Here is an 18,516-nt window from a genome sequence, read left to right as displayed (position 1 = left end):
TCGCTCCGGTATAAAAGCGCCGGCTGCCGAGTCAGCGGCAGGTGGGCGCGAGGTCGATCGGCTCGTTATCATGCGCAGCCCCAGGGCAATCTCGACCCAAAGGCCCGCCCTCTCCACCCGTTCGGCCGCCATGTCCTCTTCCCCTGCTGCACCGCTGGTTCTGCGCTTCGGCGCCATGGGTGACATGGTCATCCTGACTGTCCTGCTGCGCCATTTGCGGGCACGCTATGGCGCGCCCTGCGATCTGGTGTCCTCCGGTGGCTGGACCCGACCGCTGCTCAATGGCCAGCCCGATGTCGGCCAGATTCACTTGCTGAAGAGCCGGCGCCGGCCGTACTGGAGCGATCCACTGCAGTGGTCACTGGTCAAGACCTTACGGCAACGGCCGCCAGGCCCGGTCTATGTCTGCGATATCGATGCCCAGGACAAGCTGATGTTCCTGCTGCAGCGGGCCGGCGTTCGCCCGGAATGGTGCGTGACCGTGGAGCCGGTTGACTATGACCCGCAGCTGCACTGGTGCGAGCAATGGCGGCGCTTCGCTGACCGCACACCGGCCGCCTGCGCCGGCCTGCCAGCGTTGCCAAATGAGCGGCCGACCGGAGTTCCGCAGCTCACTGTTGGCGAACAGGCACGCAAAGACCTTTGCCAATGGCGCGAATCGCTTGGGCTGAGCGGGCCACTATGGCTGCTGCAGCCGGGCAGCAAACGCACCCTGAAGCGTGGCCGCATGGCCGCTCTGACCGATCACAAGTGGTGGCCAGTCGAGCGCTGGGTGCAGGTCGCCAGGTGGATCGTCGATCACGACCCCGCCTGCCAGGTGCTGTTGTGCGGGGTTCCCAACGAACAGCCGCTGCTGCTGGAAATCGCCCAGGGCTGTGACAACCCGCGTGTCCACGCGCTGGGCGAGCAACTGCCGATGAGCCGGTTGCTGGCACTCGCCGAAGTGGCGGCGGGGATGATCTCGATCGACACCGGACCGGCCCATGCCGCAGTGGCCATGGGCTGCCCCGCCGTGGTGCTGTTCGGCGACAACCCGGTGCAGCGTTGGTGCCCGCGTGGGCCCGAAGGCACCCAGGTGTTACCGCTGGGTGGGCGCGAAGCCGGCATCAGCCGGGTGGAGCAGATTGACGTCGACAGCGTTCTGCAGGCCTGGCAACGCCTCCGGCCTCTGCCATCAGGTTGAGCGTGTGCGACTACATGTCGTGCTTGTGCAGCTCAGCCCCCATCGCCTGATACTCGCGCCAGCGCTGGCGCAGCGGCTCACGCGCTGCTGGATCGGCCGGCACCACTTCCAGCACCCGCTGACAGGCGCCTCGATACGCCGCATCACGCAGATTGATCACCATCGGCCGTCCCGGCACATCGACTTCGGGGGTCACGATCAGAATCGGCGTGACCTCATCGTCTTCGTCGACGCCGGCGAGCTGATGCGGCAGATAGGCGTCTTCATCGAACTCCCACAGCAGCTGATCGATCTGTTCAGCTTGCTCGAGATCACGGGCCAGAATCAGGGTTGGCTGGTCGGTGCCGTAGCACCGCTTGGCCAACTCGCAGACCAGACGCAGCGGTTCTTGCAGAAATCGCGGCTTGGCAATCAGATAAAAATCAGCGCGCATTGAGAAGCCGGGATCTGAGATTCGGAATTCGAGATTCGAAGAAGCGCCCCTCTCCCAATGGGAGCGGGATCAGGAGTGAGGGCCGGGTGTTGGACTCTCTCAATCTGCACCATCCGTTATTGCGCCGCTGGCCGCTCTTGCGAATCCCGATTCTCAAATCCCGAATCGCACGAGCATCAGCTCGTGCGATCAATCATCCACTGGGTCAGCAGATTCACCGGACGGCCATTGGCCATGCCCTTGCGGCCTTCGTCCCAGCTGGTGCCGGCGATGTCGAGGTGGGCCCAGCGCTGGCCTTCGGTGAAGCGCGACAGGAAGCAGCCGGCGGTGATGGCGCCAGCCGATTTGCCGCCGATATTGGCGACGTCGGCGAAGGCCGAATCCAGCATCGGCTGGTAGTCATCCCAGATCGGCAGGCGCCAGGCGCGATCACCACTGGTCTCTCCGGCAGCCAGCAGCTCGGCAGCCAGATCGTCGTGCTTGGTCATCAGACCGTGGGCATGCTTGCCCAAGGCAATCACGCAGGCACCGGTCAGGGTGGCGACGTCAATCAGGGCAGCCGGCTCGAAGCGCTGCGCATAGGTCAGCGCATCGCAAAGTACCAGGCGACCTTCAGCATCGGTATTCAATACCTCGATGGTGGTACCGGACATGCTGGTAAGCACGTCGGAAGGCCGATATGCAGCGCCATCCGGCATGTTCTCAACCCCGGCGAGCAGGGCCACCAGATTGACTGGCAGCTTGGCCTCAACGGCGGCAACGAAGCTGCCGTAGACGGTGGCCGCACCGCACATGTCGAACTTCATTTCCTCGATGCCGCCCTGCACCTTCAGGTTAAGGCCGCCGGAATCGAAGGTCAGACCCTTGCCCACCAGCACCAAGGGCTTGGCATCACCACCATTGCGATACTCCAACACCACCAGTTTCGGCGGATTGGCCGAGCCGCGGGCGACGGCCAGCAGCGAACCCATACCCAGCGACTCCATCTGCTCGCGCTCCAGCACCTCGCAGCGGATACCCGGATGCGCGGCTGCGAAGGCTTGTGCCTGTTCGGCCATGAAGGCCGGGTTGCAGATATTCGGCGGCAGGTTGGCCAGATCCTTGGCAGCACGAATGCCAACCGCGATGCCGGCGGCGCGGTCAAGCGCCGGCTGCAGGCCCGCCTCAGCGCTGAAGCTGTACTCGCGCGGACCGGGCTCATTCTTGTGCTTGTCCTTGCGGGTCGCTGTATAGCGATAGGCCGCGTGGTCGGCCGCCAGCGCCGCTTGCTGCAGCGCCCAGGCGGCATCGCGACCGCTGACCTTGAGCTGGCTGAGGCTGCTGTGCACGCGGTTGATGGTCGACTGTGCAATCGCCTTGGCTGCAGCGTTGACGATCTTCAGATAGCGTTGGGGATCCATCTCGCCTGCGCTGCCCGCGCCCACCAGCAGCACACGGCTGGCCGTAATGCCGGCGACGTCGTGCAGCAGCGTGGTCTTGCCGACCCGACCATTGGCGTCCCCCTGCTTGACCCGCCGCGCCAGGGCGCCATCGCTGGCCGTATCCAGGGCCTGGGCGGCCGAGCTCAGGCTGCCATCGTCGAAAATCGCCGCGACCAGGCAGTCGGTGTCCAGAGTGCCAAGCTCGCTGGCGGATAAACGAAAATTCAGGCTCATGGTTTTCCGTTGCATTCGAAAGAAGGGATACTGCCGGGCGCACGGCGCGTGAGCCGCCGAGTTCGGGCTTTCAGCCGCACATGGTAACAGCCCCCGCCCCGCCCCCCCTAGGCCAGTCTCAACCTGCACTGAATTCATGCGTTTGATCGACCGCTACCTGTTGCGCGAAATGGCCGCCAGCTTTGCCGCCAGCTTCAGCATATTTCTGCTGGTGAGCACCAGCGGCGTGCTGGCCGATCTGCTGGCGCGCATCGCCCGCGGCAAGGTGCCAGCAGCATTGTTGCTTTCGCAGCTCGGTCTACGGGTGGTCGATGCCTTGCCCATGCTGCTGCCGCTTGCGCTGTTCGTCGGCGTGCTGCTAGCGGTCGGACGCTTGTACCGCGACAGCGAGGCATCGGTCTTGGCAGCGGCCGGCCTCGGGCCGAGCACCCTGTTGCGCCCGGCGCTGGTGCTGATTCTGCCAGTGACTTTGCTGGTGGCCGCGCTGTCGATGTGGCTGGCGCCAAGCGCGTTGAATCTGTCCAAGCAGATGATCGATGCCGCCAACAAGAGCCTGCTGGTTGCTGGGCTGGAACCCGGCCGATTCGTCGAACTGCCGGGTCGGCACGCCGTGGTGTATCTGGGCGAAATGAGTGATGACGGCTCGACTTTTGGTCGCCTGTTCGTGCATTCCGAGCGCGACGGCAGAATTGACGTGGTCACCGCGCGCAGCGGCGAGCTGTTTGTCGAAAGCATCGGTGAAGAACGCTATTTGCGGCTGGAAGACGGCTTCCGCGCCGAGGGCGTGCCCGGACAGAGCGACTATCGGGTGATGCGCTTTCAGCGCAACGATATCCGCGTACCAGACAGCGAAGAGGATGTCAGCGATCGCGAGGTCGAGCGACTGACCACGACCCGACTGATCGCCGAGCGCAGCAATGAGAGCAGTGCCGAGCTGCACTGGCGCCTGGCCGCCCCGCTGGCCACCTTGGCCTTGGCCCTGCTGGCGGTGCCGCTGGCCCGCTCGCCGCCGCGCGCAGCCCGCTATGGCGGTTTGCTGATCGCCCTGCTCAGTTATCTCTTGTACCTGTTTGTGCTGATGATCGGACGCAGCTGGCTGAGTGAGGGCAAACTGCCTCTGCCCCTGGGTCTGTGGTGGGCCCACCTGCCGGTGTTCGGCATGGCCCTGCTGCTGTTGGCACGCAGCAACCGCATGCCCAGGCCCTCAGGGCGGCTCAAGGCGAATCGCGCATGAGTCGCGCGCTCCTGCGTCAGGCCGACCGCCTGGTGGCAGTGCAGGTGTTGAGCACGATCCTGCTGGTCTGGGCCGTACTGCTTGGATTCGATGTCTTGGTGGCCTTTCTCAGCGACCTGAAGCGAATCGGCGAAGGCAGCTTCACCGGCTACACCGCCCTGCTGAAATCCCTGTACACCGTGCCACGGCGAATGTACGAGCTGTTTCCGCATTCGGCGATGATCGGCTGCGTGCTCGGCCTGGGCGCTTTGGCAGCCACCTCGGAGCTCACCGCGCTACGCGCCGCCGGCTTGAGCAAGCTGCGCATCTGCGGCAGCGCAATACTCTGCGTCGGCACCCTGACCGCCTTGATGGTGGTCAGCGGCGAAACCCTCGGCCCTTGGGGCGAGTTGCGTTCGCACGCGCTGTCGGCCAGCGCTCGCTCGAAAGACGTGGCGATGGCCAGCTGGTCAGGCCTGTGGGCGCGCGAGGGCGACACCTATTTGAACGCACGCCGCGGCCGTGTTGAGGGCGAGGCAGCGCAAAGCAAGGTCATACTGGACGACGTGCAGCTGTATGAGTTCGACCCCCAGGGGCGACTGCGTTCGATTGCCAAGGTGACCCAGGCGGTGCATCAGGATGAACGCTGGACGCTGCATCAAGTGCGTCGCTCCACCATTGGCCGCCGCGAGGTACAGACCGATGTGATCGAAAGCGAGATCTGGGATTCGCAGCTCAAGCCTGAGCTTCTTAGCCTTTCGTTACAGCGACCGCGCTATCTGTCGACCCGAACCCTGAGCGAGAGCCTTGACTACCTGGAGCGCAACAGCCTCGACCCCGGCCCGTTCCTGGCTGCCTACTGGTCGCGCTGGTTCTATCCGCTGAACGCCCTGGTGCTGTGCTTGGCCGCCATGCCGTTCGCCTTCGGCACCCTGCGCTCCGGTGGCTTTGGCAAGCGACTGTTTCTCGGTCTGGTGTTTGGACTGACCTACTTCCTGCTGCAGCGGCTGACCATCGATCTGGCCCAGCTCTACCGGGTCGACCTGCGCATGGCCAACCTGCTGCCGCCCAGCGTGGTCGCCATGGCGGTGTGGCTGCATTTGCGGCGAGCAGTGTAGGGAAGGTCGTGACGTCTTGACCCGCCGAAGGAACATGCGACCCGATCGTGTCGGGCCTTGTCGCGCGGGTAGAACACGCGACGCGGCAGAGTCGAATCCCTTCTTAACGTATTGTTTCGCCACAACCCCAGAAACCAACTCGGCCTGCGGCAATCAGAGCGGCGGGGTTGAAACGTTGCATCCCGCCCCATGCCCGCCTTCGAGCAAGAAGGCCTGAGGCGGACTCGACGCACGATGTCGGGCCAGGGCCCGACCTACGCTTGTTCTTCGGTGAGTCTACGCAGGTAGTCGTCGATATCGACTTCGATCTCGCGCGGGCGGCGGTTGAGCAGATCTTGAATGCGCTGATTGTCACTGGCCTTCACCTCATCGACCGAGCCGGTGAGCAGGACATTGCCCTGGTCGAGCACGGTGATGGTGTCGGCAATCTTGAACGCCGATTCCAGTTCGTGGGTGACGACGACAATGCTCATCCGCATCGCATCGCGCAGCTGCAGAATCAATTCATCGAGCTCGGCAGACACCACCGGATCAAGGCCGGCGGAGGGCTCGTCAAAGAACAGCAGGCGTGGATCCATCACGATCGCGCGAGCCAGGGCGGCGCGCTTGACCATGCCGCCGGACAGCTGGCTCGGCATCAGATCCTGAAAGCCGCCGAGGTTCACCACCTCGAGTTTCAGCCGACTCATGATGCGAATGGTGTTTTCGTCGAACTGGGTATGCTCGCGCAGCGGCAGGGCGACGTTCTCGCCGACGGTCATCGAGGTAAACAAGGCGCCGCCTTGAAAACTCACCCCGATCTGCCGGCGCAGTTTCAGCTGCGCCCGCGCATCGGCGTGCGACACGTCCACACCTAGCAGTTTCACCGAACCCCGCACCGGACGCTGCAGCCCGAGCAAATGCCGTAGCAGGGTGCTCTTGCCCGAACCCGAGCCCCCCATGATCACCCGGATCTCACCCGGCATCACCCGAAAGTCAATCCCGTGCAGAATTCTGCGGCGGCCGTAATACGCCTCCAGACCGTGGACGTCGATGATCGGCTCTTGAGAGCCGGGATTCGGGATTCGGGATTCGGGATTGGTCATTGGGGTGCCCGCAATCTCGACGTGTGATACTCGAATCCGCCTCGCCGCTGGCCCCTGCCAACAACAACGACTCTCGCGACGCTCCGCGAATCCCGAATCCCGAATCCCGAATCCCGGCTCTTCATCGGTTCAAGAAATACGAAAACAGCATGTCGGCAATGACGATGGCGCTGATCGACAGCACCACGGCGCGGGTGGTGGCACGGCCGACGCCTTCAGCGCCGCCACTGACCGAGAAGCCGGTGCTGACGCCGATCAGGGTGATCAGGATGGCGAAGACAAAGCTTTTCGATACGCCCTCCCAGATATCGCGCGGCTCCAGTTGATTCAGGGTCGACACCATGTAGGAGGCCAGGTTCATATCCAGCGGCCCGCTGCAGTACAGGCCGGCGCCAATCAGGGCGACCAGATCAGCCAGCACAGTCAGCGTCGGCACCATGATCAGCATGGCCACCAGGGCCGGGGCGACCAGATAGCGCACCGGCTCAATGCCGATGACGGCGAGCGCATCGACTTCCTGCGACACCACCATCGATCCCAGCCGCGCGGCGAACGACGAACCGCTGCGGCCGGCAACCACGATGGCGGTGATCAGGGCGCCGAACTCGCGGGTGATCGATTTGCCTGCGGCCAGCACCACTTTCGACTCGGCACCGAACTCACCCAGGGCGGCGATGAATTGAATGCCAAGCATGACGCCGATGGTGAACGACAGCAGGCTGACAATCGGAATGGCATCGACGCCGACCTGCCGTGCCTGCTCGAAGATCATCCGTAGCCGCACCGGTTGCCCGTGACGCCAGCCGAACAGCAAGAATCGCAGGCTGTCGATCAGCAGCATGCCGGCATAGCCAAGGTCGGCAACGGTACTGGTAGTGCGCCGACCGAGCTTCTCCAGCGGCAGTAACAGACTGTTAAGCACGATCGGCTACCGGGGCTCAGTCGTCGAGCCGATCGCGAATGGTGAACACCTTGTCCAGGCGGGCAAGCTTGAGCACGGCACGCACCTGATCACTGAGTTCGGTCAGGACGAAACTCTTGCCACTGCCACGCGCCTGCTGAAAGCCCTCGACCAAGGCGGCGATGCCGGACGAGTCGATGTAGGACACACCGGCCAGATTGACCGCCACCCGCGGCGACTCGTCCAGTGCCTTGAGCAAGGTCTTGCGCACGTCCTGCGACCAGGACATGTCGACCTCGCCGCCGAGGCGGATGACCAGGAAGTCGCCGGCCTTTTCAGTGATGCACTGTCCCATCGTGTTCCCCTTTGCCTTCACTGTTCGATTCACCCGCACGCATCCGCTTGCGCATCAGCAGTCGATTGCCGCCACTCGGGCGCGGCGACAGGTCCCATTCGTCCATCAAGGCATCAATGATATTCACACCGAGGCCACCGGGTCTGCATTCACCGAGATCGCGCGGCTTGACCTTGTCCGGATCGACTGCCGGCGCCTCATCCTGCAACTCAAACCAAAGATCGCTGCCTTCGCGTTGCACACTCAACTCGATCGTATGGTCACACGGCCCTGCATAGGCATGCCGAATGACATTGCTGGCCGCTTCGTCCAAGGCCAGCACCAGGGCCTGCCGATCCTCCTCGGAGCAGCCCGAGCCAATCAATACTTCGCCCAGCCGATGGCGCATTCCTGCGAGTTCCGTGGGGTGCGCGCAGAAGCGGTGGTTGAGCAGTTCATGGCGGCCGGATTTCGGCCCCTGCAGCGACATGAAGGTGATGTCATCGGTAACTCGCAAGGTGCGCAGGCGGCGTACCAGACGGCGCAGTCGCGCTTCTGGACGCAAGGATCGAAGTTCGCTGAGCGCCTGCTCGATACCTTCGACATTGATCGTGCGGCCTTCGCCATCGCGCACATCGGTGACGCCGTCGGAGAACAGATACAGAGTGGCATCGCACAAGCGCGTCGACTGCGCTGGAAAACTGAGCCCGCGCAGTATGCCCAGCGGCGGGCCTTCGGCCGGAAACTGACAGCTGCTGCCGTCATCGTCGATGCGCAGCAGGGGCGGAAACCCAGCACTCGACCAGCACACATCGCCGGTGGCCGGGTCGTAGCTGCCGGCCACCGCACAGACGAACATGCCCGGCGGAATCGCCTCACTTAACTCATCGTTCACCCTGGCCAACCACTCCGGAGGGCGCAACCCCTCCTTGCCGGCCCAGCGCAGCAGGCTGGCGCAGCGCACCATCAGGAAGGCCGCATCCAGGCCTTTGCCGGCGACATCGCCCAGGGCAAACGCAACGCGACCATCGGGCAAGTCGAAGAAATCGTAGAAATCGCCGGAAATCTCCTGCGCCGGCAGATTGATTGAACGCACCGGATAGGCACCGCGACGTCGTTTCGGCAGCAGGGAACGCTGCAGTCGGCGGGCCAGCGACAGCTCACGACGGATGCGATTCTGTTCCAGCAGAGCTTCGGCCAATCGAGCGCGATTCAATGCCAGGGCAGTAGGCGCGGCCAGCACGCGCAGAGCATCGCGGTCCTCATCATCGAACAGCTGCAGGCCCTGCTTGTTCAGCACCTGCAGGGCGCCGATGGGCCCGTCGGCGGTAAGCAGCGGGGCGCACAGCACGCTGCGCGTGACGAACCCGGTATCGCTCTCGATCGAGCGGCCGGCAAAATCAGGATCGCTGCGCGCGTCGCGCACGATCTGACATTCGCCACTGGCAATGGCACGACCGACGATGCCGCGGCCGCCTTCGATGCGCAGCCCACGGATATCGACCGGGCCACAGCAGGCCCGGCAAACCATGCTGCCGTCGTCTTCGAGCAGAAACACCGAGGCCGTTTCCGACGCCATGGCATCGGCAATCAGGGTGACCACGCGGGCCAGGGTGGATTCCAGATCCAGCGACGCCGCCAACTGCTGACTGAGATCGGCCAACAACGGCAGGAGGCGTCGCTCCAGCATCATTCGTCAGCGCTGTTGCGTGTACGCCGCATACGGGTCAGCACCCAGGTGGCCGGGGCGGAAAGCGCATACAGACCGGTGATCGTCAGCAGCACGATGGGTGGATCAATGGCCAAGGCCACGAATACGCCCACGGCAATCAATACCGCCACGAACGGCACGCGATCACCTAGGGGCAGGGTCTTGAAACTGTAGAAGCGGAATCGACTGACCATCATCAGGGCGGCAAAGCCGGTGACGATCGGCGCCACCCAGCGCAGCTGGTCGCCACTCCAGCCGTTGTCGGTGGCCACCCAGACGAAGGACATCATCAAGCCGGCCGCTGCCGGGCTGGCCAAACCGATGAAGTAGCGCTTGTCGACCACGCCTACCTGCGTGTTGAAACGGGCCAGACGCAAGGCGGCACAGGCGGCGTAGAGAAAGGCCAGCGACCAACCGACCTTGCCCCACAGCGGACTGACCAGCTTCAGGCCACTCAGCGACCAGTGAAACATCACCAGGGCCGGCGCCATGCCAAAGCTGACCAGATCGGCCAGCGAATCGTATTGCGTACCGAACTCGCTCTGCGTGCCGGTCATGCGGGCGATGCGACCGTCGACGCCATCCAGCAGGGCGGCGATGAACACGGCGATGCAGGCGGCCGAGAACTGCCCGGCGCTGGCGGCCAGGATGGCGTAGAACCCGGCGAACAGCCCGCCTGTGGTGAACAGGTTGGGCAACAGGTAGATGCCACGGTGGCGCGGCTGGGAGGGACCGGTCGACGTCATGGGGACACTCTGGACAGACCGGCCGAGTGTACCGCAAGGGCTTGAACGCATGCCGCTTGCCGGCCGCCGCCGCCGATCGACCGATCGCAGAATGGCGCCGATAGCCGGCCGCGCAAGCGACGGCGCATCGGTGCACAATGGCAGGCGGGTTTCCGTATAACCGAGGTGTAGCGTGCGTGGTATGACTTTGATGGCGGTGGGTCTGGCGGGTTGTCTGGCGCTGAGCGCCGCCGACGCGGGTGAGATCTACAAGTGGACCGACGAACAAGGCCGAACCCATTACAGCGACCAGCCGCCGCCGGAATCGCAGAAAAACGTCGAGCGACGCGATCTGCCCAGCGAGCCCAACAGCGAACCGCCAAAATCGGAGCCGGAATCGCCCGAATGTCAGCTGGCGCGCAAGAACCTGAAGGTGTTCGAGGGCAACCCGGTGGTGTTGATGGATACCAACAACGACGGCACCAATGAGCGCTTGGAAGGCGAAGAACTGCAGCGCTACGCTGATCGCGCAAGACAGCAGATCGACAGCTTCTGCGGCAATAAGCCAGCGGACGAACCGGCGCCAGCGCAAGAACAGGGCTGATTACCAAGGATGAAGGCCACCCTGCGCGCCCTGTTGATCCTGCTGTTGTTGCTGGGCGGCGCAGCGGCCTACGTCTGGTACGAGGCGCCGCAGCACCTGCCGGCGGAATGGCGCAAGCAGAATCCCCAGGCCAAGGACTACCAGCCCACGCTGTATCGCTGGAAGGACGAACAGGGTCGCACCCAGATCACCGACACGCCGCCCGAGGGGCGGCCGTACGAGACCGTAGCGGTCGACCCGCACACCAATATCGTGCCGCCCCTGGCGCCGAGCGACCAGAACGACTAGCAGATTGCCGCGGCGATCGCGATTCAGCCGCCGAGCGTTACACTAGCGTCTGCGGAGTCGGCCAGACAGTCGCCGCCGCATGCGGTTCGCCGTATGTGGGGGAGGAAAGTCCGGGCTCCACAGGGCAAGGTGCCAGGTAACGCCTGGGCGGCGCGAGCCGACGGAAAGTGCAACAGAGAGCAGACAGCCGAACGATGGCCCACCTCGGTGGAACCATGCGTGGTGATGGTGAAACGGTGCGGTAAGAGCGCACCGCACGCGGGGCCAACGCCGCGTGGCACGGCAAACCCCACCTGGAGCAAGACCAAATAGGGACGCAATGCCGTGGCCCGCGGTGCGTCCGGGTAGGTTGCTTGAGCCGGGCGGCGACGCCCGGCCTAGAAGAATGACTGTCCCCGACAGAACCCGGCTTATCGGCCGGCTCCGCAGCTTTTGACAACCGGGATTCGGGATTCGTAAGAGCAGACCGGGGCGAAGCTCAGCTGAGCGCTCTGCTCTTGCTTGAGTGGAGCTGAGGAATGCATTCGATGTTGAGGCTTGCCCAACGTTGCTCTTACCGAATCCCGAATCCCGAATCCCAGCTGTCACACCAATCACGAATCCCGTGCATACAAGGCCTTCCTCGGCGCGCCGCTGATTTCGGCCGCCAGGCGGGCGGCTTGCGAGGGCGGCAGGTGCGGGCTTAACAAGGTCATCAAGCGCCGGCCTTCGGCCAGCTGGGCGGCGCTGCGGTCAGCCACGCCCTCCACGATCAATACGAATTCACCGCGCTGCTGGTCGGCATCCGCTTCAACGCGGGCACGGACCTCGGCGATCGAGCCGTCGAGTATGGTTTCGAATCGCTTGGTCAACTCACGCGCCAGCGCCATGCGACGATCTCCGAACACCGACTCGAGGTCGGCCAGCGATTCGCAGATCCGGTGCGAACTCTCATAGAACACCAGACTCGCTTCCAGGGCGGCGAGGTCGCTCAGGCGCTGCCGACGCGCAGCGCCCTTGTTCGGCAGAAAGCCCTCGAACAGAAATCGATCGCTAGCGATACCGGCTGCCGACAAGGCGGTGATCACCGCGCTGGGACCAGGCACCGGACTCACCTTCAGACCGGCTTCTCGCACTGCGCGCACCAGACGAAACCCGGGGTCGGAGATCAACGGCGTACCGGCATCACTGATCAGTGCCAGCGCCTGCCCCTGGCGCAAGCGCTCGACCAGGGCCGGCGCCTGCGCCTGCTCGTTGTGATCGTGCAGTGCCAGCAGCGGCGTGTCGATTCCGAACTGCTGCAGCAAGGGCCTGCTATGGCGGGTGTCTTCGGCGCATATCACGTCGGCCCCACGCAAGGTCTGCACCGCGCGCGGACTGAGATCACCGAGATTGCCGATCGGTGTGGCCACCACGTACAGGGTGCCAGGCTCAAGCGCAGAGGAAGGACTGCTTTCAGACATCGACGTATCGCTGGCCCGTAGCGCAGCGCTCAGGTGAAGGTTGAGGCGAGATTATCCGCCACTGAACCGAATCAGCCAGCAGTGATCGGCTATGATCGGGCGCCATGCCTGCTCGAAGTGCTGCCTCGCGATGACCTTGCTGCGCCTTGTCTGTCCTGTTCTGGTTCTGATCCTGCTGTCGGCCTGCGCCACAGCGCCTGCCTCGCGCACGCTGTCGGCCGAAGCCGAACAGGCCGAATCGCTGTTCCTGGAGGGCGAATTCGCCGCCGCCGCGCAGGCCTTCGTCACGGCAGCGAACAGTGCACGCGGCGATCGCGATGCCTACCTGCTTCGCGCCGCTGAGTCGTATCGCGAAGCGGGCTCGATCCGCACGGCGGACAACCTGCTCAACGAGATCTCGCCACGTCGCCTGAACGCTGACGAGCAGCTGCGTCTGCAGCTGTTACTGGCCGAACTGGCACTGGCCACTCGCGACGACGCTGAGGCCCGCAACCTGCTCGACCCACTCACCGCGGCCAACAAGAGCCGCCACCGCGCGCGCTGGCTGGAGCTTCGCGGCCGGGCCTGGCAGCGCAGCGATCCGTTCTTCGCCGCTCGGCTGTTTGCCGACCTTGGGCAGGATCTGCAGGGCCGTGATCGGCGCGACAATGCACAACGCATTCGCGACCTGCTGGCATCGCTCAGTGATCAGGTACTGAAGAGCAGCGCTGAGAGCCTGGCCGGTCGCGATCCGCTACGTGCCCACGCGGTTCGCGCGTTGACCGCACGCGGCTTTGCCATTCCGCCGCAGCTGCGTCGTCAGGCTGCCGAGGAGGCCACGCCGATCAGCCCCGAGGCCAGCGAGAGGATTGCCCTGCTACTGCCACTGAGCGGGCCACTGCGGCTGGCCGGTGAAGCCGTCCGCGACGGCTTTCTGGCCGCGCATTTCCAGGCCGCCGGCCAGGGCGGTGAGATCGAGGTGATTGATTCCGGTGGTGATGCCGACAGCGCGATCAACGCCTATCGGCGTGCCGCGGCGCGCGGCTATCGACAAGTGGTCGGACCGCTCAGCCGTGAAGCGGTGGGCGCTCTGTTCGCCAGCGGCGATCTGCCGGTGCCGGTGCTGGCCTTGAATCGGGCCGATCTGCCAACGCCGCGCGGCCATATGAGCTTTGCGCTCACTCCGGAAGATGAAGGGGCGGCGGCAGCGGGTCGATTGCTGCAACGTGGGCTACCTCGGGTCATCGCCGTGGTCGCGGCCGACGACGGCAGTCAGCGCGCGCTGTCCGGCATGCAGCAGCGCCTCACGTCGGGCGGCGGCGAAGTGTTGGGCGTGGTGCAGATTGACGAGCGCAAGGTCAATTTCCAGGAAGAGATCCGCGCCGTGCTGGTAGCCGCCGGATTGCCGACCTCGCGCCCACAGGAGCTCGAAATTCCGCATGACCCCGGTTTCGACGCCGTGTTCATCGCGGTGCGTCCGGCGGCAGCACGTCTGTTGGTGCCGCAGCTGAAGCTGTTCGGCCTGTCGGAAGTGCCGATGATCGGCACCTCATTGCTGTTCGACCCGGCCGGCGATGCACGCATGGATCGTGAGCTGAGCGGCGTCGAGTTCGTCGATTCGCCCTGGCTGGTCGACGACCTGCCAGGCCTGCCGCTGCGTTCCACTCTGTCCAATCATCTTGAGCCCCTGCGCGGTGGTGCAGCACGGCTGTTCGCCTTTGGTCTCGATGCCTGGCGACTGCTCAATCAGCGCAACGCTGCCGACCCCTCGATGGCCGAGCAAGGCGCCACGGGCATGCTGAGCATCGACGAATTCGGTGACGTGCAGCGCGACCCGGCGATCCATGTGTTCCGCTCCGGCCGACCACGCCGAGTGGTGGAAGGCGCATTGATGACCGACGGTGGACCGCAAGGCTAAGGGCCAGGCGTACGAGTCCGACGCCGAGCGCTTTCTGCGTCGGCACGGGCTGCGTTCGCGCGCGGCCAATGTGCGCTTTCGCCACGGCGAACTTGATCTGGTGATGGATCACGGCGAGATTCTGGTGTTCGTCGAGGTGCGCTATCGCCAACACCAGTCATTTGGTGGCGCGACTCTGAGCGTCGGCCGACACAAACAGCAGCGCCTGGCACGCGCCGCCGCCAGCTACCTGGCGCAACACCCCAGTCTGGCCATGCGAGCCTGCCGATTCGACGTGGTGGCCTTTGAAGGCGATCATATCGAATGGATTCGCGACGCATTCCGACTGGATTCGGCATAGGTCCATGAGTCAGCCGCCGATCAACGCGCTGGCGCAGCGACTTCGTCATGAACTGCCGACGCTGGCGCTATTCGATGATGCCGCCAACCGTGAAGTCTACGCCTACGACAACTCCAAGCGCCGCGGTGTACCGGATCTGGTGGCGTTAGCCGAGAGTCATGCCGAGGTCGAAATCATTGTGCGCCACTGCCATGAACTGGCCGTTCCGCTGATCGCCCGCGGCCGCGGCAGTAACACGACCGGCGCCAGCATCGCCGCCAGCGGCGGGCTGGTGCTGAGTCTGGAACGCATGCAGCGAATTCTGCACATCGTGCCGGGCGACCGCTACGCCCAGGTCGAGGCCGGCGTGCTGAATGGCGACCTTAACCAGACGCTGCAGCAGCACGGCCTGTGCTGGGCACCCGACCCGACCTCAGCGCCCTACTCCAGCATCGGCGGCAATCTGGCCTGCAACGCCGGCGGCCCGCGAACCGTCAAGTACGGCGCCGCACGCGACAATCTGCTGGCCCTGCGCGGCGTGGATGGTCGTGGTCGAGGATTCCGCTGCGGCGCCGCCGTCAGCAAACTTAGCACAGGGTTCGATCTTGCCCGCCTGCTGGTCGGCAGTGAAGGCACGCTGGCGGTGATCACCGAAGCCACCCTGCTACTCACGCCCTTGGCCGAGGCCAAGCGCGGCATGCGCGCCCTGTTCGACTCGGTCGAGTCCGCCGCCAGCGCGGTCGCTCGGATCATGGCCCAGCCGGTGCGGCCCTGTGCCCTCGAGTTCATGGATAGCGCAGCGCTTGGTCTGGTTCGTAGCCGTGGCGTCGACCTGCCGGTCGGCGCAGCCGCCCTATTGCTGATCGAAGTCGACGGCCGCGCGGTTGAACTGGCCGATCAATGCCAGGCGATTCAGAAGGCCGCGGACGGCGCTGGCCTGATTGAGTTTCAGATCGCATCCGATGACACGGCGCTGGCCGGGCTGTGGGCGGCACGCAGGGCGCTATCGCCGGCCCTGCGCGAACTTGCCCCGACCAAGGTGAACGAAGATGTGGTGGTACCAGTCAGTCGGCTGCCCGATCTGGTCCGCAGCGTCGTCGACTTCGGCCGCCAGGCCGGAATCACCGTGGTCTGCTTTGGCCACGCCGGCAATGGCAATCTGCATGTCAACCTGATGTTCGACGGCGCCGACCCGCGGCAAGCCGAGGCCGCCGAGCATTGCCTGAACCAGGTGTTTGATCGGGTGATCGAACTCGGCGGCATGCTCAGCGGCGAACACGGCATTGGCCTGGCCAAGCGCGATTTCATGCAACGCGCCCTGGATCCGGTCACCCTCGACCTGATGCGCCGGATCAAGGCCGAGTTCGATCCGAAAGGCATACTCAATCCAGGCAAACTGCTGCCGCCGGCTATCGCTTGATCCAGCTCCATCGCCGGTTCAACCGGCGCCGCCGGCCAACCTATCAGTGCAGCCAGTCAACAATCCGTTGCCAGACGGCTCCGTCGGCGTGCGGCATATGGCCGCCTTGCAGACGCCAATGTTCGCTGCGTTTTCCGGCTTGCTGACGCGATGCCATCATGGTGTCGGCCATCTGCGCGGACGGCCAGATCGGATCACTATCGCTGCTGACGAATAGCACGGTGGCGTCGATGCTTTCGACGGCAATCCGGGTTTCCGCTGCGGCCTTGGCCAAAGACTGCCGGTACACATCCAGCACGCAGGCGCACATCTCGCCCTTTTCTGCGGCCAGCGCGGTTTCCTCCATCTGCGCCTGGTTGATGTCGAAGGGCACGAACGGCAGCGGCTGACCGGCCTCGGCCCAAGCCGAACGGCGCCTGCTTACGGTCGCCTCCAGACTGCGTTCGATGCCCTGAAAGACGTGGCTGGCCGGCGCGATGACCACCAGTTTGTCGACCTTGTCATTGCCGATCGCCGACAACAGGGCGGCCTCGGATCCACGCGAGTGGGCCACGATGACGAGATCATCGTTCTGTTCGGCCACCCACTCGATCACTCGACGGAAGTAGTCAAGCTCGATCTCCTGCAGCAAGGCCGACGTCCCGGCATGATTGAAGTAGGCGGTGCGGAACACCGAAAAACCGGCCTGCTGCAGCGCCTCGACCTGCTGCGGCAAATACTGCCAAGCGAGGCCACCTTCGGCGCCGCCGATCAGGATCGCCGCCCGTCGACTGTCAGCCGAAACCGACCATTCGCCCGCAGGCGTGCCGGCGCTGACCTGGGCGGCAAACAGAAAGAGAAACGAAAAAGAAAGCACTTTCATGGACTTAGACCACAGACGAGGAAGGCCTGCAGTCTAGTTCGGGGCGTCGAGCAATCTGTTCGGCTGGCTGGACCTGGACAGAAAATCCATCAGTTGGCCACCTGAGACAGGCCTTTTCGAAACCCGTTGGGGGTTTGTCCGGTGCGCTTCTTGAACGCGCTGTAGAAGGTCGTGCGTGAATTGAATCCGACTTCGACCGCCAGATCGGTCATCGACAGATGGGTGCCGGCCTTCAGCAAGTCGATCGCGTCGTCGACCCGATGCTGGTTGACGAAGTCATAGAACTTGGTCTGCAGGCCACAATTGAGCAGCTGCGAGAGATCATGGGTCGACATGTCGGCAAGCTTGGCCAGTTCTCCCAGAGTGAGATCAGACTTGTGGTGCGGCTTATGCTCGGCCATCAAGGTGAGCAGGTGGTCGCGCAGTGACAACTCAAGCTGCGGCAAAAACCGCGACGAGCGATAGGCAGAGGGAGCCGCCTGAGCAGAGGGGCTGGGGGGCTGCGGCGCGAGTGCAGCATCCGCTGGAGCGATGGGTGTCTGCCGTGCCCCGAGCAGGCCGAGCGCAAAGATCGTCAGCACCAGCAGCGCATTCATCAACAACTGCGAGGGCTGCAACCATTCCGCCTTGAACGTGCCCACCAATGAGACCAGGAATATGGTCAGGAAGGCAAACAGCACACGCCTGAGCCACAGCAGGTCAAGATGATCGATGGCAGAAAACTGCTCACGAATGCGCTGCTGATGGCGATGTAGATGCAAGAAGATCAAGGGCAGGTAAACCAGCACCTGCAACAGCACGACGTGCGACATCCAGCGAATCTGCCAGATGGAATTGCCCGGTGAAGACGGCTGGTAAATCAGGCGCAGCTTTTGCTCGCCCGGCAAGGCCAGGAACTCGACCAGCAGGACGAAATAGGCGAGCACCGGCACGCCGTGCCAGACCACCCGCCGCTGCGGAATCTGCATCAGGCTGCAGGCGTACAGATACAGGCAGGGCGTTAAAGCGGCCGACACCGGCCACACCCAGCCGACGAGGTAGGGCGTGTGTCGATAAAACGCCGTGCTGTACAGGAACTGGTCAATCAGCACCAGGCTCCATAGGCCGATAAAGCCGCTTAGCCAGCGGTTTGCTGCTCGATTTCGCTGTGCCACGAATACCAGCAGCAGGCTGAAGAACAGCGCCTGCGCAGCACCAATGGCGAACAGAATGTCGATCAGCTTGATCATCGATTCGCTGTGCGGGTGGCTCTTGCCAAGTACAGGGCTGATGTTGAACTCTTGGCCTGCCCCAGTCGAACACAAGATGGCTGCCGATGCATACTTG

General features: G+C 64.1%; 18 protein-coding genes and 1 other RNA gene. 9 read left to right on the top strand and 10 right to left on the bottom strand.

All coding sequences use genetic code 11. The annotated features are described in order from the left end of the window. The first annotated feature begins 130 nt into the window (after positions 1–130). On the top strand, positions 131–1,183 hold the full coding sequence (locus IFO71_RS04835; protein ID WP_192028406.1) for a glycosyltransferase family 9 protein: 1,053 nt from the start codon (positions 131–133) through the stop codon (positions 1,181–1,183). Positions 1,184–1,193: 10 nt separating this feature from the next. Here the strand turns inward: IFO71_RS04835 and IFO71_RS04830 are convergent, their stop codons facing one another. After that, the gene (locus IFO71_RS04830) at positions 1,194–1,616 is read right to left on the bottom strand and encodes a DNA polymerase III subunit chi (protein ID WP_192028405.1); all 423 of its coding nucleotides are present in this window, start codon (positions 1,614–1,616) and stop codon (positions 1,194–1,196) included. A 176-nt stretch (positions 1,617–1,792) separates the two neighbouring features. Continuing rightward, positions 1,793–3,271, bottom strand: a complete 1,479-nt coding sequence (locus IFO71_RS04825) for a leucyl aminopeptidase (RefSeq protein ID WP_192028404.1) — start codon at positions 3,269–3,271, stop codon at positions 1,793–1,795. A gap of 136 nt (positions 3,272–3,407) precedes the next feature. On the opposite strand from IFO71_RS04825, the gene lptF reads away from it, so the two are divergent. Together lptF and lptG are read left to right on the top strand one after the other, a co-directional pair. Further along, positions 3,408–4,505, top strand: a complete 1,098-nt coding sequence (lptF, locus tag IFO71_RS04820) for an LPS export ABC transporter permease LptF (RefSeq protein WP_192028403.1) — start codon at positions 3,408–3,410, stop codon at positions 4,503–4,505. Next, positions 4,502–5,602 carry an LPS export ABC transporter permease LptG gene (lptG, locus tag IFO71_RS04815; RefSeq protein ID WP_192028402.1) on the top strand — a complete coding sequence of 367 codons (1,101 nt, stop codon included), beginning with the start codon at positions 4,502–4,504 and terminating at the stop codon, positions 5,600–5,602. The genes lptF and lptG overlap by 4 nt, the downstream gene beginning before the upstream one ends. 254 nt (positions 5,603–5,856) lie before the next feature. Here the strand turns inward: lptG and IFO71_RS04810 are convergent, their stop codons facing one another. The 5 genes from IFO71_RS04810 to IFO71_RS04790 form a co-directional block, all read right to left on the bottom strand. Beyond that, a complete protein-coding gene (locus tag IFO71_RS04810; protein WP_192028401.1) occupies positions 5,857–6,687 on the bottom strand; it encodes an ABC transporter ATP-binding protein in 831 nt (276 codons plus the stop codon). A 121-nt stretch (positions 6,688–6,808) separates the two neighbouring features. Continuing rightward, positions 6,809–7,609 (bottom strand): MlaE family ABC transporter permease, encoded by an 801-nt coding sequence (locus tag IFO71_RS04805; protein ID WP_332309316.1) that lies wholly within the window; start codon positions 7,607–7,609, stop codon positions 6,809–6,811. Between the two features lie 16 nt (positions 7,610–7,625). Then, entirely contained in the window at positions 7,626–7,943 is a 318-nt protein-coding gene (locus IFO71_RS04800; protein ID WP_192028400.1) for an STAS domain-containing protein, read from the bottom strand. Beyond that, positions 7,924–9,612, bottom strand: a complete 1,689-nt coding sequence (locus IFO71_RS04795) for an ATP-binding SpoIIE family protein phosphatase (protein WP_192028399.1) — start codon at positions 9,610–9,612, stop codon at positions 7,924–7,926. Before IFO71_RS04795 ends, IFO71_RS04800 begins: the two co-directional genes overlap by 20 nt. Then, on the bottom strand, positions 9,612–10,379 hold the full coding sequence (locus IFO71_RS04790; protein ID WP_192028398.1) for a CDP-alcohol phosphatidyltransferase family protein: 768 nt from the start codon (positions 10,377–10,379) through the stop codon (positions 9,612–9,614). Before IFO71_RS04790 ends, IFO71_RS04795 begins: the two co-directional genes overlap by 1 nt. A 181-nt stretch (positions 10,380–10,560) precedes the next feature. Between IFO71_RS04790 and IFO71_RS04785 the strand changes: the two genes are divergently transcribed. From IFO71_RS04785 to rnpB, 3 genes are all read left to right on the top strand, one after another. Then, positions 10,561–10,962 carry a DUF4124 domain-containing protein gene (locus IFO71_RS04785; protein ID WP_225444395.1) on the top strand — a complete coding sequence of 134 codons (402 nt, stop codon included), beginning with the start codon at positions 10,561–10,563 and terminating at the stop codon, positions 10,960–10,962. A gap of 9 nt (positions 10,963–10,971) precedes the next feature. Continuing rightward, positions 10,972–11,250: a DUF4124 domain-containing protein gene (locus IFO71_RS04780; RefSeq protein ID WP_192028396.1), complete on the top strand. Its 279-nt coding sequence runs from the start codon at positions 10,972–10,974 to the stop codon at positions 11,248–11,250. Between the two features lie 53 nt (positions 11,251–11,303). Continuing rightward, positions 11,304–11,679, top strand: an RNA gene (rnpB, locus tag IFO71_RS04775) — RNase P RNA component class A. A gap of 164 nt (positions 11,680–11,843) precedes the next feature. Here rnpB and rsmI read toward each other — a convergent pair. After that, complete coding sequence (gene rsmI, locus IFO71_RS04770) at positions 11,844–12,692, bottom strand: 16S rRNA (cytidine(1402)-2'-O)-methyltransferase (RefSeq protein ID WP_192028395.1); 849 nt, start codon at positions 12,690–12,692, stop codon at positions 11,844–11,846. 130 nt (positions 12,693–12,822) lie between these two features. Between rsmI and IFO71_RS04765 the strand changes: the two genes are divergently transcribed. From IFO71_RS04765 to IFO71_RS04755, 3 genes are read left to right on the top strand one after another with little or no spacing between them, the layout of a single operon-like run. Beyond that, the gene (locus IFO71_RS04765; protein ID WP_192028394.1) at positions 12,823–14,589 is read left to right on the top strand and encodes a penicillin-binding protein activator; all 1,767 of its coding nucleotides are present in this window, start codon (positions 12,823–12,825) and stop codon (positions 14,587–14,589) included. Beyond that, positions 14,573–14,929 carry a YraN family protein gene (locus IFO71_RS04760; RefSeq protein WP_192028393.1) on the top strand — a complete coding sequence of 119 codons (357 nt, stop codon included), beginning with the start codon at positions 14,573–14,575 and terminating at the stop codon, positions 14,927–14,929. Before IFO71_RS04765 ends, IFO71_RS04760 begins: the two co-directional genes overlap by 17 nt. Before the next feature lie 4 nt (positions 14,930–14,933). Continuing rightward, positions 14,934–16,328 (top strand): FAD-binding oxidoreductase, encoded by a 1,395-nt coding sequence (locus tag IFO71_RS04755; RefSeq protein WP_192028392.1) that lies wholly within the window; start codon positions 14,934–14,936, stop codon positions 16,326–16,328. Between the two features lie 43 nt (positions 16,329–16,371). Here IFO71_RS04755 and IFO71_RS04750 read toward each other — a convergent pair whose 3' ends face one another. Together IFO71_RS04750 and IFO71_RS04745 are read right to left on the bottom strand one after the other, a co-directional pair. Beyond that, positions 16,372–17,190, bottom strand: a complete 819-nt coding sequence (locus tag IFO71_RS04750) for an alpha/beta fold hydrolase (RefSeq protein WP_192028391.1) — start codon at positions 17,188–17,190, stop codon at positions 16,372–16,374. Positions 17,191–17,279: 89 nt separating this feature from the next. Next, a complete protein-coding gene (locus tag IFO71_RS04745) occupies positions 17,280–18,419 on the bottom strand; it encodes an AraC family transcriptional regulator (protein WP_192028390.1) in 1,140 nt (379 codons plus the stop codon). Positions 18,420–18,516: the final 97 nt, after the last annotated feature.

Source organism: Pseudomarimonas arenosa, assembly GCF_014841215.1.
Lineage (GTDB): Bacteria > Pseudomonadota > Gammaproteobacteria > Xanthomonadales > Xanthomonadaceae > Pseudomarimonas > Pseudomarimonas arenosa.
Note: the sequence above shows the minus strand (reverse complement) of the source record. Positions and strands in the feature narration are given on the sequence as shown.

Coding starts and splice junctions, on each gene's coding strand:
- IFO71_RS04750 (WP_192028391.1), bottom strand. CDS start 17,190: ATGAAAGTGCTTTCTTTTTCGTTTCTCTTTCTGTTTGCCGCCCAGGTC.
- IFO71_RS04765 (WP_192028394.1), top strand. CDS start 12,823: ATGACCTTGCTGCGCCTTGTCTGTCCTGTTCTGGTTCTGATCCTGCTG.
- IFO71_RS04825 (WP_192028404.1), bottom strand. CDS start 3,271: ATGAGCCTGAATTTTCGTTTATCCGCCAGCGAGCTTGGCACTCTGGAC.
- lptG (WP_192028402.1), top strand. CDS start 4,502: ATGAGTCGCGCGCTCCTGCGTCAGGCCGACCGCCTGGTGGCAGTGCAG.
- IFO71_RS04785 (WP_225444395.1), top strand. CDS start 10,561: ATGACTTTGATGGCGGTGGGTCTGGCGGGTTGTCTGGCGCTGAGCGCC.
- IFO71_RS04835 (WP_192028406.1), top strand. CDS start 131: ATGTCCTCTTCCCCTGCTGCACCGCTGGTTCTGCGCTTCGGCGCCATG.
- IFO71_RS04795 (WP_192028399.1), bottom strand. CDS start 9,612: ATGCTGGAGCGACGCCTCCTGCCGTTGTTGGCCGATCTCAGTCAGCAG.
- rsmI (WP_192028395.1), bottom strand. CDS start 12,692: ATGTCTGAAAGCAGTCCTTCCTCTGCGCTTGAGCCTGGCACCCTGTAC.
- IFO71_RS04790 (WP_192028398.1), bottom strand. CDS start 10,379: ATGACGTCGACCGGTCCCTCCCAGCCGCGCCACCGTGGCATCTACCTG.
- IFO71_RS04745 (WP_192028390.1), bottom strand. CDS start 18,419: ATGATCAAGCTGATCGACATTCTGTTCGCCATTGGTGCTGCGCAGGCG.
- IFO71_RS04780 (WP_192028396.1), top strand. CDS start 10,972: ATGAAGGCCACCCTGCGCGCCCTGTTGATCCTGCTGTTGTTGCTGGGC.
- IFO71_RS04810 (WP_192028401.1), bottom strand. CDS start 6,687: ATGACCAATCCCGAATCCCGAATCCCGAATCCCGGCTCTCAAGAGCCG.
- IFO71_RS04755 (WP_192028392.1), top strand. CDS start 14,934: ATGAGTCAGCCGCCGATCAACGCGCTGGCGCAGCGACTTCGTCATGAA.
- lptF (WP_192028403.1), top strand. CDS start 3,408: ATGCGTTTGATCGACCGCTACCTGTTGCGCGAAATGGCCGCCAGCTTT.
- IFO71_RS04800 (WP_192028400.1), bottom strand. CDS start 7,943: ATGGGACAGTGCATCACTGAAAAGGCCGGCGACTTCCTGGTCATCCGC.
- IFO71_RS04830 (WP_192028405.1), bottom strand. CDS start 1,616: ATGCGCGCTGATTTTTATCTGATTGCCAAGCCGCGATTTCTGCAAGAA.